This window comes from Rufibacter sediminis (assembly GCF_014269285.1).
GTDB lineage: Bacteria > Bacteroidota > Bacteroidia > Cytophagales > Hymenobacteraceae > Nibribacter > Nibribacter sediminis.
Map to the genome: position 1 here is coordinate 209086 of NZ_JACOAF010000041.1, position 15425 is coordinate 224510.

The window sequence follows — 15425 nt, forward strand, 5'->3', positions numbered from 1 at the left end:
CCTATTAACTGGTCATCATTAGTCCACCCTAACAAATAAGCATCTATTCTTGTCTGACCAATTCTGTATGCCTTGACATCTTTCAATTGCCTTGAAAGTAATTCTACCAATTCTTGGAAACGCTTGGCCTCCTGAATCTTCTCCTCACTGGCTCCTTCACGAGCTTTAGTCATGTTTCGAAAGAAGTACGTGACCTCCTGCGTTTCAATAGCTGTGTCAGGGGGTAAGCTCAATACTTGGAGTAAATTATTAGTGCTAAATCCAGCTTGCTCCACCTTCCCTAGGTCAACTATTTCAAGAGCTGCATCTGTTTCACTAATTACCCAGAGCCCACTCGCTGCCATCTGTAATTGATCTAGGATATCTGACATAGTTTAAACTTGAAAGTAGATTTATTTCCTCTTGAAGGTGATGTAGAATAATGTCTTAGCTGAAGGAACCATACCAGAACCATTATAATAGTGCTGGTTATATGACTCCTTCATCCATACCATCTCAGTTTCATTTACAATATGGAGCAAGAACGTTGAGGAGGATGCATCTTCCTCGTGGTCAATGTAGATATACTTGGCACCAGCGATGTCAGAGATTGAGTAGAAACCTGAATTCAATGTACCTGTAGAATGGTTTTGTTTGAAGTGCCTATTTGTTATAAATGCTTCCCCATGATTCGTTATGCCACCTCCTTCGTGAATCTTCTGATTGGATGAGTTATAGTGTTCGTACTTTTCGTTCACTATAAACCAATCACCCTGGATTAATTCTTCAACTGTTTTTGGTAACTCAGGGGCTGGCTCAACCTCCTCCACTTTACAACCAATAACAAAAAAGGTGGCTAGAAGCAGCAGCACGTAAATTCTCATGATATTCAATGATTAACCTAATACAAAGATATTAAGAGAATCACTGGGTTGGGCCATTATCAGTCTTGGCTTCCAATACAGCTTCTATTTGATCTGTGAGTTGAGATAATAAGTCATAACTAGTAGCAGCTTCTATCGCATCAACAGTTGTTCTGTATGTGCCCCAAGAAGAGCTGATGGTATTGATGTTTGGGGTATTTACTGCTATTACCCTAGTACTGTTTGTTACTCTGCTTACATCATCATTGCCTTCTGGTAATATGACAATTACCTTCCAAATCTGGCTTGGTACTGTTACCCTGCCATTATCAAGAGAGTTTCTCGTTCCACTACTTCCTATGCCTCCAACTCCATAGCTCCCCATGATCACATAGACTTCGTCCCCATCCTGAACAAGGTTGCGTGTGTAATCCTCCAGTCTAGCCCAAGTCTGCTGGTTGTTATTTGGAGCCTGGGGTATCATGTTGATCATCAGGAAAGTGGCTGAATTGTCTGCCACTGTCTTTGTCCTGTCAGCAGAAGGCGTGTTATGACCTCTGTCAAAGCCACTCCCTCTATAGCTGTCCTCATTGACTCTGTACCATCCTGTAGGTAAGGAGGTGTCTTCCCTGAAATCATCCTGACGAGGAGCAGAACCAAGCCAATCCTTGGTGATATGCCAGCTTACCCAGTTTGGTGTCCCTCTGTCCTTGCTATATGACAATGAGTACTGGGGTTTCTCTATCAAGTAGTTGTTTGCATTATTAACGTCAGTGGTAGCGTTGCTTGGGTTGCCAAACGTCAGATGCTCACTGAGCAGAAGGTCTGGGCTCTTCTGAGGAGTTATCTCTGTTTCTTTACAGCCAAGGACAAGGAAGCTTAGTATTGCTAGATAGGTAAGGCGTTTCATCATAGGAGGCAGCTAAAAGTTAAACCTCACATGTTTACTATGATTGACTTATAGGGTTTTCTGGGTACTGGTCTAGAATCCTTCAGAGAAGAACTCCTGTATTGTCATGTTATGAATTGAAAGCACCTTCAATAGAGATTTCATAGTAAGGTTTGCCTCTCCTTTCTCTAATCTCCAGTACTGCATTCTACCCAGGTCATGGTCCAAAGCAAAAGCTTCATAGCTTGTGTAGCCTTTCTGGATGCGAATAGCCTTTAATCTTTCACCTATAGCTTTTAGTACTTCAGCTTCACTCATCATGAGCGAAAGTTGAATGTTATAAGAGTTTAATATTACATCACATAATTTTACACCATATATGATGCAAGGCTATTTCCTAGTTCATACCTTCGACAATAGATTAGTGTAAAGCTTTATAATAGCAATAGAACTAACCTAAAATATTATACCAAAACTATAAGCTAATGAACCTCATTCAACCACAATTAAGGGTCTTTGGACTTGATAATCGATTCCCTGTAGATAACGAGCCATATTATTTCACCATATGCACTATCGATGGCCTAACACCTGGCAAGTCTCAAGCAATTTTCTTCCATCGCGATGATTTCAGTAGGGTTTCTTACGAAACGCACAACAATCTTGATGAAGATTTTTTAAAGGAGTATTATGATGCTGGGGGCTGTATTGAATATGAGGCAAGTGGTTTTGAATTTAAAGATTTTGTCATCGTTGAAAATATTGATGGCGTTGATTTATATGTTGGTGATGAATATGCATTGTTCAGGAACTTAGGCTCTGAACCTATTAAAAGAGGGGAATACAGAGAGCCCCCTAGAGGAAGAGACATGGATACAGGCTGGGGTGGATGAATTAGCAACCTTAGCATTGAGGCTTATCTATTAGTTCAGACTTGCTTTAAGAATCAACTATAGCTTACTGACATTAGAAGAAACCCTCAAGTAAGTATATTAGAGGGTTTTATATTATATATCAAATCCTCTGTCAGGCATTTCAGAGTCATTTACCTGCACATCACACCAATATTTAGTATGAACGACTTCCTTCCTTTTCCTTAACTTAAAACTAATCTAGATGAAGAAGAATCAATTTATATTAGTAGCTGTCTACATTTTGACAGCTAGCTGTGTTGACCCTAATTACAAACAGGGAAGTACCAATGGGACAATTGAGGAAAATCAATATTCTACTGAAGAACAACTTGGAAACGAAAACCAGGGCGAACCCCAGAAACAAGGTAAGCCTATGAAAGTGGAGGAGTTTAAAAGGTTTTATGGTAGCGTAGACCCTGATAAGCTTATATCACTTGAAGAGTCCAGAACTGTTTATGATGCTGACTTCAATGCTACAGTAAAGATTAAAGTAAAGAACAATACTAAGGAATCAATTAAAGCGTATGAAGTTTATGCAGAAGAGCTAGGCTTCTCAAAGAAAATAAAGGCTAAAATTAATGGTGGTGTTACACATTCTGCTTCATTCAGAATAACTAACCAAGAGACTTCAGGAAGTATATACTTTGTTATCAGTAAAGTTATCTTTAGCGATGGTACCATGGTGAATCTTAGTCATTAACCACTTAATTTTGAGTATCGAGTTTAAACTTATAACCAATAGACACACGCCATAGATTAAGTTGTAGTGAACTAATCAGTGACCTGATAAGAGTGGAGTTTGTAAGACGCTGATATTTAGAGGGTTTTATGGGGGTTCGAATCCCTCTCTCTCTGCTTGAGAAGTAGAAAAAGCTCCATAACGAAAGTTGTGGAGCTTTTTTGTTTTCGTCAATCAGGTTAGATGCTGGCGTCCATCAACCCCTGCAAACCTAATTCAGCTTTCATTTTCAAGCGGATTGAAATAGACTTCAGCCTTATGGAAGTCTGTACACAGCTGAATTGAACTGGCGGCTGACGTAGGTTTAAAGCATTGAAAACTGCTTTTGGGGCCTTTTGGCAAAAAGGCACAGGAAAAGCCCTGCAACAAAAGTGGATTGGCTTATCCTGCTATAAGATCAGACAATAAGCTTGTTTAGTAAAGCAGAAAGGAGGCGAGACTAGCCGCCATTGTTGGTGTTCTCACCAACCGTCAAAGCACAGGAGCCCTCCTACTTGCTGGTGAGAGCACATAGCAAGGGTAAAAGCTAATCGCTGTTTCTTTGCTAAACAGGTTCAATGGGAAAGGAAAGTTAGGGGCCAAGCTTCGCTAGGAGTCTATTCCCGTAGGTTATGACTTGAAGTCTACCAGTATCTGAACGGTTTCAGCGTGGGGTTCGGTCATGCGGGTGACCTTCACTCTGTCCTCCTCGCGGTAGTATTTGGCAATGCCCCGGATGATGCCCACCGCCACGCCCGCCATGCGGCGCTTGGAGTAGTATTCGATAATCAGCCGTTGGTTGCTCTGCCGGGTCACCACTAACTTGGGGGGAGAAGTTCTTGGGTCTTCCTTTTTGACTGCCCCGTGCATGGCTTCCTCGGTGTGGAGAAGCATTTCGTAGGTGCGCCACTCCGGGCGGATGTACCGCCTGTAGCCCATCAGCAAGTCGGGCACGAGAAACTCGCCGTATTGCTCCATGAAGTCATAGGGCGAAATGCCCGCATCCTCCGCGGCTTGGCCTACTAGGGCGAACAGTTCGTCCGTGGAATACATCTCCTGCATCTGGTAGGGAGCATGGTCAATGCCAATTTTCTCCAGTAATCTCGTCCAGGCACCGGCGCCACCGGTGCTTTCCACAAAGTGCTCCAGCAGCACGAACATGGAGCCGTGCATCTTATCCTGCGTAGTTGTCTCTGCTTCCATTGGGCCGGAGTTATTTCGTTATCAAAATAAACGTTTTTCCGCGAATAAAAAACACCCGGTTTCCGGAGGGTGCGCCCCGGCAAATGCTTCATCCATAAAGGCATAAAGCGGAACGAGGTAGTGGAAGCAGATTCGAAAGAACAGATGGGCAAACGCTCAGATAGCTAGGCTTTCCTGGAGAGAAATGAGCGGGGCAAGCTTGCCAGATTGATCACAAAGTTGTTCTGCATTTGGGTATCACTTGTGATTGGGTCTTGAGCCATCCATTCTCTGTGAAACTTTCCCGGAAGTAGAAACTGCCGATGAAAAAATCACCGCTGCAACCTCCTTTTCCAGACTAGATATTGTTCCCGCAGCTGCGGCTTGTAAGCTCAGTTTGTAACGAAGACCCTGCAAGTAGCGTTTGCTATCACAGCCAAACCACTTCGTCCATGATCATTTACAATAGCGGATTTCTTATACTGGATTACGATCCCGGGACAGACATTCTGACGGTCAGCCTGCCGCCCATGGAAGATATCCTGATTCCGGAGATCAGCCGGTCGTTTGGCATCATCGTGGAGAATGCAAGAAACTATGACATCAAAAGGCTGCTCTTCAACGCCAGCGATGCCCAGGCCGAGGTGCAGGAAGAGGCGTTTGTGCCGGTCATCTCAGAATTCGTCAAGAACTTGTGCTCTACCCGGGTTCAGAAGATTGCCCGGGTGACGTCTTCCAGCTTTTTCAGGGAGCACGTCGTGAAGAAGGTGTTCAAGGAGAGCCCCAGCTCCATCCAGTTTCAGAGCTTCACCGAGGTGGAGCCGGCCCTTGAGTGGCTGAAAGAAGAACTATCCTGATAAAAGGCCATCAGTAGCCATCCTGCCCCACTAGGGCAAAGTTCTCTCTTTGCGTTTCCCCCATTTCCCATCCGTTTTTTCTCCTTTCGGGGTCTTCTCCTTTTAATAAGCTGCGGGAGCAGAAGAAAACCAGCCTGCGGTAACCACCGTTCTGTCTTGTAAGGATTTACAGTATTTCAAGCGCTTCCTTGGTTTGAGCGGAATTAACCAATTGAACAATTTTCGTCTCTCCAGCCCGGAGAGGATGCGCAGGAATGTTGTTTTTGGCTTAATTTTAGGAAGAAGAGCGTAAAACAAGGCGTGTCCGGTAGGTTTTTAACCGGATGTTAAAACAAGAGGAATATGAGGAAAGAGCCAACGCGGCTGTTTGATTGCCTTGCCTACCAGCTGGAGAATTATCCGCTGGAAGACATGCTGGCCGCCAAAGAAAACGGGGAGTGGCGCAAATACAGCACTGGTGAAGTCCAGGAGAAAGTAAACCAACTCAGTGCCGGTCTGCTGGCCGTGGGAATCTCCCGGGGCGATGGCAGCCTTGAAGGGAGAGACAAGGTAACGATCATCAGCCAGAACTGCCCCGAGTGGATGCTGGTGGATCTGGCCATTCAGCAGGTGGGCGCCGTTTCAGTACCGGTTTACCCAAACATCAACCAAAACGAGCTGCAGTTTATCCTGCAGGATGCCGGCATAAAGATGGCTTTTGTGGGAGACGCGGCGCTGTATGAGAAACTGAAAAGCCTGCAGCCCCAACTCCCCGAGCTAAAGGCCATCTACACCTTCCAACCCGTGGAGGGAGCATCGCATTGGTCTGAACTGCCGCTAGCCGTAGATGCCGCCAGCCAAGAGCAAATTGAAAGCTGCCGCGAGCTGGTGCAAGAGACGGACCTGGCCACCATTCTGTATACCTCGGGCACAACCGGCACTCCCAAGGGCGTCATGCTGTCGCACCGCAACATTGTGAGCAACGTGTTCGGCAGCGCCGATATCATCCAGGAGATTGGCGTGCAAGGCAAGCGCGCCCTCAGCTTCCTCCCGCTTAACCACGCCTTTGAACGAATGGCGACGTACTGCCTCATCTACTCGGGCATGGCCATCTACTACGCAGAGAGCCAGGAAAAAATAGCCCTGAACCTGCGCGAGGTAAAGCCGACGCTCTTTACCACCGTGCCGCGCCTGCTGGAGAAAGTCTATGAGGGCATTCTGGCCAAGGGCCGGGAACTGACCAGTATCAAGCGGTCCCTGTTTTTCTGGTCCCTCCAGCTCGCTGAGCGCTACGAAATCAACCAGCCGCTCTCTCTGAGTTACCGCCTGCAACTGGCCCTGGCAGACAAACTGATCTTCAGTAAGTGGCGCGAGGCGCTGGGCGGCGAGGTGAAAGCGATTATCACCGGGGCGGCTGCCTGCCAGATACGGTTGCTGAAGGTGTTTACCGCCGCCGGAATTGTCATCCAGGAGGGCTATGGCCTCACCGAGGCATCGCCCATCATCAGCGGGAACCGCTATCCCGAGCAGAACCGGATGTTCGGGACCGTGGGCCCCTTGCTGAAAGGAGTGGCGGTCCGGATTGCCCCGGATGGCGAGATCCTCTGCCAGGGAGACAATGTGATGCTGGGGTACTACAAACGCCCGGACCTGACCGCCGAGGTGATGGACGGAGAATGGCTGCGCACCGGTGATATCGGGACGCTGGTGGATGGCAAGTTCCTCAAGATCACCGACCGCAAGAAAGAGCTCCTGAAAACCAGCGGCGGCAAGTACGTGGCTCCGCAGCCCATTGAAAACAAGATGGTGGAAAGCGACTGGATTGAGCAGATCATGGTGGTGGGCGAGCAGCAGAAGTTTGTGGGTGCCCTGGTGGTGCCCGCTTTCCAGGCGTTGCAGGAGTGGTACACCAGCCAGGGAAAGCCGTACCCCGGCGACCAGGCCATCACGCAGGACAAGCAGATCAGAGCCCTCATTGGGGAAGCCATCAGCCAGCATAACAAGAACTTCAACCCGGTGGAGCAGGTGAAGAAATTCGTGCTGATGCCTTGCCGCTGGACCATTGAAAACGGGGAGCTCACGCCCACCCTCAAGCTGAAGCGCAAAGCAATTATCGAGAAGTACAAAGAGCTCATCGGGACGATGTACAAGGAGGTGAATTCTTCGTTTCTAAAGCCTTCTTAGAAAACGGGCCTTTTCTGAAAACCAGGCTGAAAACGCCTGGTGCCCTGAACGTAGCGCGTCTTCCTGGGGAAGTAAGTTCGGCACCGAAGGAAAGGGGAGTAAGCCGGACATCGGCCGTTAGCAAGACATTGGGAGGTAGGGCGAAGCGGGCTCAATTCTAGTTGCGAAAATTTTTTTGAGAAAAAGTGAAGCCTCGCGCAACCTCTTGAAAAGTAGGGCGTAAAATCATCTCAAGTAGCATTTAAAAAGTCTTCAAGCTGATGCATCTTTATCCGCTTGCGCTCTGAAGAGTGAATGTTTGAAGCGTTTCCGGGAAAACAGCCCCCAACTGTCCCCGGGCTAAAAACCGCCTACCTTTTAAAGGTAAGCGGTTTTTTTTTGCTTTCTCTCTGTCAGAAAGGGCTGTTATGATCTAAAACTATAGCTGGTTTAAGTTTCCAACTTATCTCCAATATGAGCTGAGGTTTGCCACTTCAGTGAACCGTCAGGTTGAAGATAGGCAGCAAAGACATTGTCTTACTGAAGGATTCAGACCATTGAAATAAAACTCAACGGCTCTGCTCTCTGCCAGAGGATAGCTCCTGTATAAGCCGTAGATCTTTTAACTGGTGCCGTTTCCATTGAAATGGTCCAACTTCTCAATGCGGAAATAAACGAATGGATTTTTATATCACTATTATGTATAAAAATCTCTATTGAAATTTATAAAACATATTGTGTTGTAGTAATTTTCTTGTATATTCATGAATCTAAAAAGGATGTCATGCAATTAAAACTACAAACTCCACCATTTGAAAAGTCTCAAATCAGAAAGGTTGAAAGCCGCTGTAACTGGGAAAAGATGGCGGAGTTGTCCTTAGACCTGTTTTGTACCCTGGATGCGGATGGTTTTTACACCTTCGCGAGTGAGGCTTGTGCCGGTATGTTGGGGTATAAAGCCTGGGAACTGGAAGGGCGGCATTACACAGAATTACTGCATCCGCAGGATCTGACTGAAACCCAGATGGCGCTGCGGGTTGTCTCCAGTGGTTTCCGGCGGCGCGATCTGGAGAACCGGTTTATCCATAAAGACGGTTCGGAGGTGCGTATCCTGTGGTCGGCGGCCTGGTGTGCGGATGAGGGGCTGATGTTCTGTGTGGGGCGTGACATTACGGGCCTTTCCAACTACGGGCGCAGAACTGCGGGCAGTGAGCAGAAGCCGGCAGAAACCTCCCGTGAAGCATTCCCGGAAAGAACCGGCGCTGCTGAGCTGCCAAAGGGAACGGAGGCGGACAAAACCGAAATGGAGTTTTCTGAACTAACTAAGGACCTGCACCGCAAAAACAGCGACCTGCAGCAGTTCACCTATATCGTGTCGCATAACCTGCGCAGCCCCATCGCCAATGCGATAGGTTTGGCGAGCATGCTCTCCACCGCTGACCGGAACTCGACCGCCTTTGACCGATCGCTCTCGTACCTCCGGCTGAGCCTTTACCGGATGGATGCGGTGCTGAAAGACATGAACACCATTCTGAGCATCAGGGACCGGCACAGTAACGTGGGGCGGGAAAAGGTGGAAATCAAGGAAGTAATCCTGCAGGCCATGTCGGCTTTGGAAGAGCAACTCCGGGAGGTGGGCGCCACCGTCAACATTGACATCCCCAACGGCCTGACGGTACACGTCAACAAAGCGTACCTGTACAGCATCTTTTCCAACCTACTGTCTAATTCCATCAAGTACCGGGCCGAGGGGCGTCGGCTGGAAGTGGGCATCACGTGCCGGAAAGAAACTGCCTCTGATACCGCCATCCTCTTTTTGGACAACGGGTCTGGCTTTGATATGGAGAAGAACCGCAACAACGTGTTCAAGCTGTACAAACGCTTCCATGCCCACTCGGAAGGCCGCGGCATGGGGCTGTTCCTGGTGAAGTCGCACCTGGATTCCATGGGCGGACGCATAGACGTCAACAGTCAGATTGGCAAAGGCACCCGTTTTCTGATCCACCTCTCTGGAGAATAGCCAAAAGTGCTTCCCTAAAGCTTCTCTCTTTCCGTTGGATTCTATCCGCCTGAGTAAGATTCGGGGTTAATCCTGCGAAAGCTATTGCTTGCGGGTAAGCCATGACTGCCGCTGTCAAACACTTTTAGCATATCGCCGGAAGGATGCGCAACAGGGCAGTCCTAAAACTGTTTTGGGCCTGTTTTCATGAAACCAGGCCCAAAACCTGAATCATTGGAAGAAAGGCCAGAGCGCCAGGTTTATCTATTGCGCCACGTTCCAGCCACCATTTTTCCTCCGCAACGGCCTGCAAAGCTTGCCCACTCGGGTGCGGCTGCCACAAAGCTTCTGGCTTTTGAACTAACTTTCTCCTTTGCCTATCAAGATGTTGACTCCAGCTTCAGCAATAGCTTCTGGTGGACAGCTGCGGCTTCTTCTCAGATTATGTGTCACATAAAGGACTTATTCGTAATATTACCGCTAGACAGGCGTGTTGCGGTTGCGTACTCGTGTCGTTCTTCGGGCTTTTTATGGCAGGTAAGCGGGTGTTTCGGGAGATAAACGCAATGTGCACAGGACGATGGCACAGGAAAGAACGCAGTACTGACGGTCCAAAACCAGCAATTTCCGGTGCATCGTATTTTCACCCGGTGAGCAGAAAGTTCCGAGACGTGACGGAAATCCAGACCTGCGTAAATCTAAGAAATGCCTGTTCCCAATAGTGAGCAAACCATTAACTCGCTCAAACGGGAAGTTGTTGAAAAGAGCAGGCCTGCCTTAAATATTCGCCATTGGATGAATTGTGCCGTATTCAGTCAGAACGCTCCCCAAAAGAGCAAATAAATAGATCTACCTCATATTCATTGAAAATAGAATGGCTTCAGGACTTCTTGCGTTATTGGATGATATAGCTGCCTTGGTGAAAGTAAGCGCGGCAACCTTGGATGATGTGCCGGCCCAGGTGGCCAAGACCACGGGCAAAGTATCTGGCATCGTGATTGATGACACCGCCGTGACGCCCAAATACGTGGTGGGGCTGGACCCCTCGCGGGAGCTTTCCATCATTTACCAGATCGCCAAGAAATCACTCATCAACAAAGTGCTGCTCTTAAGTCCGGCGGCCCTGCTGCTCGGGTTTTTCGCGCCCTGGGCCATTACTCCTATTCTGATGATGGGCGGGGCGTACCTGTGCTATGAAGGATATGAAAAAGTCCATTCCATGTTCAGCAAGCACGAGGAGGACGCCCACGGCGCCGATGAGGTGAAAGTCATCACCCCCGAGGAACTGGAGAAGGAAAGAGTCCAGGGAGCCGTGCGTACCGACATGATCCTTTCTTCGGAAATCGTGGCCATCACGTACTCCACGGTGGCAGACAGTGCCCTGACCAACCAGATTGTGGTGATGTTTAGCGTGGCGGTTTTCATCACGGTGGCGGTGTACGGCTTTGTGGGATTGGTGGTGAAAGCCGATGACATAGGCGTGCACCTAGCCAAAGAGAAACAACATCCGCAGGTCCGGAAAATGGGCCGAGGCATTGTCACCTTCATGCCGCACTTCCTCAAGATACTCGGGTATGTGGGCACGGCGGCCATGTTGTGGGTAGGGGCGGAAATCATCGCCCACGGAATCCCGTTCACGAGCCACGCCCTCCACGACCTGGAGCATGCGTTAGCCAATATCCCCGCGCTGGCCTGGCTGGCGAAAGCCGTGGCCTGTGGCATTGGTGGGTTGGCTCTGGGCGCGGTGATCGATCAGATCGTGCGCTTGGTGCGCAGATTCATCAAAGGCTAGGGCCGAAGAACGACGCAGTTTTGCGGCCTTTTGGCTAAACGACGCTATATTCTCCTCAGAGGAAATCCTCTGGTTCTCTCCAGGAAGAAAGCCACCTTATTACTACTTGAGGCGGCTTTCTTTCTGAATTAGCACCTTCAGCAAGCTGTTTCCGCTGGACACCGTCCCGGTTGTAAAACAAAGCGGGTTTTCCCGATGCACGTTTTAGGGCTTGTTTCTGGAAAAGAGGTCCTAAACAGTTTTCTTTACGATGTCCGTTCTGGCGGTCGTTTCAGCAAAACAGGTTTAAATCAGCTTTATAATGCCACTCATGCCCTTCATTTCCTACTTCGCTGGAGAAAGAGAAGTTCCTGGCCAGGATCTAAACCGTGCCCGTTGCCAACCTGAAAGGGGACCATCCAGATCGTGACCTCCAGCGGCCCCTGGAAACGGAAACTGTTCAATGGCCTCGCCCAGATCATCCTCCAATCTACCAAAGAAGCCGGCGAGGTCACCCTCAAGGCCACAGCCAAGGGCCTGAAACCAGCGGTCCTGAAAGTGAAAACTACAGCCGTCCAAGCCAGACCTTCGGTGGACTAATCTTTAACCTGTTTATGATGCGATTTTCCAAAAACATTGCCAAAACGGCCCTTCTCCTTTTCCTGCTAGGGGCTTCTTTCTCGTCAGCGCTCGCGCAAAAAGGTCTGATTTCGAACCCGATCATGAAAGGCTATTTCGCGGACCCCAGCCTGGTGAAGGAGAAAGACACCTACTACATCTATGCCACCATTGACCCATGGGGTGGGGAGGAACTGGCGGTGTTTGAGACCAAAGACTTCAAGACGTTCACCCAGCGGCACCTGAACTGGCCCACTAAGAAAGCCTGCACCAGCCCCACCTCCAGTGGAGCCATGGTCTGGGCACCTGCCGTCAGGAAAGCGCCCAATGGCAAGTACTACATGTATGTCTCGGTGGGCAGCGAAATCTGGGCCGGGGTGAGCAACTCGCCGCTGGGGCCCTGGAAAAACGCCAAAGCAGATAACACGCCCCTGGTTGCCGCCAAAGATTTCCCGCAGGTTCACAACATTGATGCGGATCTGTTTATTGACGAGGACGGCAGCGCCTACCTGTACTGGGGATCGGGCTTCAACTGGGTGAACGGGCACTGCATGGCGGTGAAACTCAAGAAAGACATGGTGACTTTTGACGGCACGCCCAAAGACGTCACGCCGCCGCATTACTTTGAGGGCCCGCACATGATCAAGCGGAATGGGAAATACTACCTCATGTTCTCGGAGGGAAAAGCCATTGACGCAACGTACCGGGTGGGCTACGCCGTAGGTAACACGCCGTTCGGGCCGTTCACGCCCGGGGAGAATAGCCCCATCCTGACTACCTCATCCGACAGCACCACCTACGGGCCGGGGCACCACACCGTGTTTCGGGAAAAAGGCCAGGACTACATTCTTTATCACCGCATCTTCCCGCAGAAAGCGGAATACGTCCTTCGGCAGCTGTGCCTGGATAGCCTCAACTACAGCCCCACGGGTGCCCTGCTGAAAATAAACCCAACGGGCGTGGCGCCTTTCACCCAATCCAAGGCGCAGAAGAGCCGGTAACCAGTCGCGTTTGCACTTGCTTGCCAGGCTGGTAAGAACTTGCTGCTGGGCCGCGCCTGAGTTCTTGATTTTCCGTTTTAGGGCTCTTTTCTGAATTTAAGGTCAGAAACGCATCGTCAAGACAGGTCAATAATTATTTATGGAAACAGCTAAAAACCAGCTACGGTAGCACAGGCCGTAGCTGGTTTTTTTATGGCCCGCAAAGATGGGCTATGCGGTTGGGGCGGAGCTGTTCGCAGGAAGGAAGCGGATTTTCTTCCCGCGGAATTGGTGCTTCATCCTTATCAATATTATGCTCCGGCACTTTGCTCCAGAGAAAAAACTGCCTCTGCTCTACATTTCTCCATCCGGAGATTGATCTGGAAGAACGGCGAAGCGGGAGTGCAGCAACCTGGGCGTTGTAGACGCGCAAAAACGCAACCCAGTCATTCAAGCCTTTCAGGTGCTTAGAGAAAGCTGATTTTTTGCTAAACTTTTAAAAACTGTCTTTAAAACATTTTTTAATTTAATGATAATCTCGGTTATTGAATAAATTAATTAAAATTGTGAAATGCCCCGAGGAGCGCTGCTTGCCTTTCCCGAGAGGTCGCTAATCGTTTCACCAACTGTCATCCCAAACCAAGAGTAGTGTGAGAACACGCCTGATGCCGAAATCGCTGAAATCAAAACCTACCTGGGGGGCTATGGCCTGTTCCCTGATGGCTTGTCTGGTGTTCTCGGGGAGCACCCAGAGCCAAAGCCGGGATCTCTCGCTTCAAGATCTTTCTTCTTTCCAGAACCCAAGCAAAAGCTGGCAAGTAGCTGCCAACGTTGGCGCAAGCCTCTCGGAGGAGAATAAGTTTACCACCAGCGCCGGCGGAGGAATTCTGGTGAACCAGCCTACCAGGAAAAACAAAGGGCAGGATCTGCTCACCAATTTTGAGCACGGCGACCTGGACCTGGAACTGGATTACATGATGGCCAAGGGTTCTAACTCCGGTATTTACCTGCAAGGCCGCTACGAGCTGCAACTAGCCGACAATTGGGGAACCACTGAACGTACGGCAGCCAGCAACGGGGGCGTGTACGAGCGTTGGGACGAAAGTCGCCCTGAAGGGCAGAAAGGCTACCAGGGCTACGCGCCCCGCCAGAACGCCGGCCGCGCCCCGGGCCTGTGGCAACACCTGAAGATCTCTTTCCAGGCACCTCGCTTTGACGCCAGCGGAAATAAAATAGAGAACGCCAGACTGCTGCTGGTGGAACTGAACGGCGTCACTATTCAGGAAGATGTGGAGTTGTTCGGACCCACCCGGGGCGCGATCAGCAACGACGAGAAAGCCACCGGTCCGCTTCGGCTGCAGGGTGACCACGGCGCGGTGGCTTTCCGCAACATACAAGTAAGCCACTACAGCAAACCCCGCCCAGAACTGAAAGGCTTAACCTACCGCGTTTTCAAGGGGAAATTCGAAAAAGAGCCCAAATACGACAGCCTGCCACCTGAGGCCGAAGGTCCGCAGGGGCCGTCCAATCTTCTCACCTCCACGCTGGACAATGACGCCAAGCAGTTCCTGCTGCGCTACACTGGAACCTTGGTGGTGAAGGAGCCCGGCGAATACACGTTCAACCTGAACACCCCCGCTGGGGCAGGCCTCATCCGGGTTAACAAGCAGGAAATCCTGCCCATGAAAACCTGGAACGGGAGAGGAACCGCGGTGCTGCCCGCCGGCGAGGTGCCGTTTGAGCTGCTCTATTCCAAAACCATGGACTGGGGAACTCCGGCCTTGGGTTTGAAAATAGCGGGCCCGGGCGTGCGGGAATTCCTCATAAGTGAGGAAATTTTATCAGAGAACATCGATCCCATTTTGGTGGATGTAAAGGAGAGGCCAATCCTGAGAAGCTTCATTGACCTGCCCGGCAACCATCGGGTCACGCATGCGGTGTCAGTGGGGAGTCCCAGCCAGCTGCATTATACCTATGACCTGGATAACGGAACGATTGTGCAGCTCTGGCGCGGCGGTTTCCTGGATGCCACGCCCATGTGGCACGAGCGTGGCGACGGTTCTTCCAAGGCCATCGGCTCGCTCCAGTACTTCGGGAAACCCACCACCACTCTGGCCCGCCTCGCCTCTGACCAGACCGCTTGGATTAAAGATACCACCGGTACTGCTTTCCGTCCGAAAGGCTACCAGTTAGATCAGAATTCCGAGCCTACTTTCCTGTACCATATCTACGGAACCTCGGTGAAGGATGCCATCCGGATCATCGAAAACGGAAAAGGACTGCGGCGTGAGTTGAGCGTGCAGAACCCCGCGGCGGGTTTAGTGGCCCGTTTGGTGGAAGGTGCCAAAATTGAGGAGATAGGCAAGGGGCTGTACCTGGTAGACGATAGAGCTTACTACGTACGGGTAGACGATGCCGCCGGCGCCAAGCCGATGGTGCGCACCGTAGCGGGCCGCCAGGAACTGGTGGTGCCGGTGCAAAGCAAGCTGGCTTATTCCATTCTTTTTTGATTT

At 50.0% G+C, this 15425-nt stretch carries 14 protein-coding genes; 9 read left to right on the top strand and 5 right to left on the bottom strand.

All coding sequences use genetic code 11. The annotated features are described in order from the left end of the window. The 4 genes from H7U12_RS17035 to H7U12_RS17050 form a co-directional block, all read right to left on the bottom strand. Positions 1-371, bottom strand: a 371-nt coding sequence (locus tag H7U12_RS17035) for a nuclease A inhibitor family protein (RefSeq protein WP_186640242.1), incomplete at its 3' end; no start/stop codon positions are given. Positions 372-392: 21 nt separating this feature from the next. Beyond that, positions 393-863: a hypothetical protein gene (locus tag H7U12_RS17040; protein WP_186640244.1), complete on the bottom strand. Its 471-nt coding sequence runs from the start codon at positions 861-863 to the stop codon at positions 393-395. Between the two features lie 40 nt (positions 864-903). Continuing rightward, a complete protein-coding gene (locus H7U12_RS17045; protein WP_186640246.1) occupies positions 904-1755 on the bottom strand; it encodes a DNA/RNA non-specific endonuclease in 852 nt (283 codons plus the stop codon). A 69-nt stretch (positions 1756-1824) separates the two neighbouring features. Beyond that, positions 1825-2052 carry a helix-turn-helix domain-containing protein gene (locus H7U12_RS17050; RefSeq protein ID WP_186640248.1) on the bottom strand — a complete coding sequence of 76 codons (228 nt, stop codon included), beginning with the start codon at positions 2050-2052 and terminating at the stop codon, positions 1825-1827. A 164-nt stretch (positions 2053-2216) separates the two neighbouring features. Here H7U12_RS17050 and H7U12_RS17055 point away from each other — a divergent pair, with 164 nt between their 5' ends. Further along, positions 2217-2624: a hypothetical protein gene (locus H7U12_RS17055; RefSeq protein WP_186640250.1), complete on the top strand. Its 408-nt coding sequence runs from the start codon at positions 2217-2219 to the stop codon at positions 2622-2624. A gap of 223 nt (positions 2625-2847) precedes the next feature. Next, the gene (locus tag H7U12_RS17060; protein ID WP_186640252.1) at positions 2848-3345 is read left to right on the top strand and encodes a hypothetical protein; all 498 of its coding nucleotides are present in this window, start codon (positions 2848-2850) and stop codon (positions 3343-3345) included. A 648-nt stretch (positions 3346-3993) separates the two neighbouring features. On the opposite strand, the gene H7U12_RS17065 is transcribed toward H7U12_RS17060, so the two are convergent. Further along, positions 3994-4566 (bottom strand): heme NO-binding domain-containing protein, encoded by a 573-nt coding sequence (locus H7U12_RS17065; protein WP_186640254.1) that lies wholly within the window; start codon positions 4564-4566, stop codon positions 3994-3996. Between the two features lie 431 nt (positions 4567-4997). Here H7U12_RS17065 and H7U12_RS17070 point away from each other — a divergent pair, with 431 nt between their 5' ends. The 7 genes from H7U12_RS17070 (at position 4998) to H7U12_RS17100 (ending at position 15422) form a co-directional block, all read left to right on the top strand. Continuing rightward, positions 4998-5402 carry a hypothetical protein gene (locus H7U12_RS17070; protein ID WP_186640256.1) on the top strand — a complete coding sequence of 135 codons (405 nt, stop codon included), beginning with the start codon at positions 4998-5000 and terminating at the stop codon, positions 5400-5402. A 342-nt stretch (positions 5403-5744) separates the two neighbouring features. After that, a complete protein-coding gene (locus H7U12_RS17075; protein ID WP_186640258.1) occupies positions 5745-7565 on the top strand; it encodes an AMP-dependent synthetase/ligase in 1821 nt (606 codons plus the stop codon). A gap of 763 nt (positions 7566-8328) precedes the next feature. Continuing rightward, on the top strand, positions 8329-9564 hold the full coding sequence (locus H7U12_RS17080; protein ID WP_255897175.1) for a sensor histidine kinase: 1236 nt from the start codon (positions 8329-8331) through the stop codon (positions 9562-9564). Between the two features lie 853 nt (positions 9565-10417). Next, positions 10418-11335, top strand: coding sequence for a DUF808 domain-containing protein (locus H7U12_RS17085; RefSeq protein ID WP_186640262.1), 918 nt, complete (start codon positions 10418-10420; stop codon positions 11333-11335). A 405-nt stretch (positions 11336-11740) separates the two neighbouring features. After that, positions 11741-11914 (top strand): hypothetical protein, encoded by a 174-nt coding sequence (locus H7U12_RS17090; RefSeq protein WP_206683944.1) that lies wholly within the window; start codon positions 11741-11743, stop codon positions 11912-11914. Positions 11915-11928: 14 nt separating this feature from the next. Continuing rightward, the gene (locus H7U12_RS17095) at positions 11929-12933 is read left to right on the top strand and encodes a family 43 glycosylhydrolase (protein WP_186640264.1); all 1005 of its coding nucleotides are present in this window, start codon (positions 11929-11931) and stop codon (positions 12931-12933) included. A 683-nt stretch (positions 12934-13616) separates the two neighbouring features. Continuing rightward, positions 13617-15422 (top strand): 3-keto-disaccharide hydrolase, encoded by a 1806-nt coding sequence (locus H7U12_RS17100; RefSeq protein ID WP_186640515.1) that lies wholly within the window; start codon positions 13617-13619, stop codon positions 15420-15422. The last annotated feature ends 3 nt before the right edge of the window (positions 15423-15425 follow it).

What these genes read in the sequence shown, in the direction of transcription:
- H7U12_RS17060 (WP_186640252.1), top strand. Translation starts at nt 2,848, where the DNA reads ATGAAGAAGAATCAATTTATATTAGTAGCTGTCTACATTTTGACAGCT.
- H7U12_RS17100 (WP_186640515.1), top strand. Translation starts at nt 13,617, where the DNA reads ATGGCCTGTTCCCTGATGGCTTGTCTGGTGTTCTCGGGGAGCACCCAG.
- H7U12_RS17070 (WP_186640256.1), top strand. Translation starts at nt 4,998, where the DNA reads ATGATCATTTACAATAGCGGATTTCTTATACTGGATTACGATCCCGGG.
- H7U12_RS17085 (WP_186640262.1), top strand. Translation starts at nt 10,418, where the DNA reads ATGGCTTCAGGACTTCTTGCGTTATTGGATGATATAGCTGCCTTGGTG.
- H7U12_RS17055 (WP_186640250.1), top strand. Translation starts at nt 2,217, where the DNA reads ATGAACCTCATTCAACCACAATTAAGGGTCTTTGGACTTGATAATCGA.
- H7U12_RS17065 (WP_186640254.1), bottom strand. Translation starts at nt 4,566, where the DNA reads ATGGAAGCAGAGACAACTACGCAGGATAAGATGCACGGCTCCATGTTC.
- H7U12_RS17040 (WP_186640244.1), bottom strand. Translation starts at nt 863, where the DNA reads ATGAGAATTTACGTGCTGCTGCTTCTAGCCACCTTTTTTGTTATTGGT.
- H7U12_RS17095 (WP_186640264.1), top strand. Translation starts at nt 11,929, where the DNA reads ATGATGCGATTTTCCAAAAACATTGCCAAAACGGCCCTTCTCCTTTTC.
- H7U12_RS17080 (WP_255897175.1), top strand. Translation starts at nt 8,329, where the DNA reads ATGCAATTAAAACTACAAACTCCACCATTTGAAAAGTCTCAAATCAGA.
- H7U12_RS17050 (WP_186640248.1), bottom strand. Translation starts at nt 2,052, where the DNA reads ATGATGAGTGAAGCTGAAGTACTAAAAGCTATAGGTGAAAGATTAAAG.
- H7U12_RS17075 (WP_186640258.1), top strand. Translation starts at nt 5,745, where the DNA reads ATGAGGAAAGAGCCAACGCGGCTGTTTGATTGCCTTGCCTACCAGCTG.
- H7U12_RS17045 (WP_186640246.1), bottom strand. Translation starts at nt 1,755, where the DNA reads ATGATGAAACGCCTTACCTATCTAGCAATACTAAGCTTCCTTGTCCTT.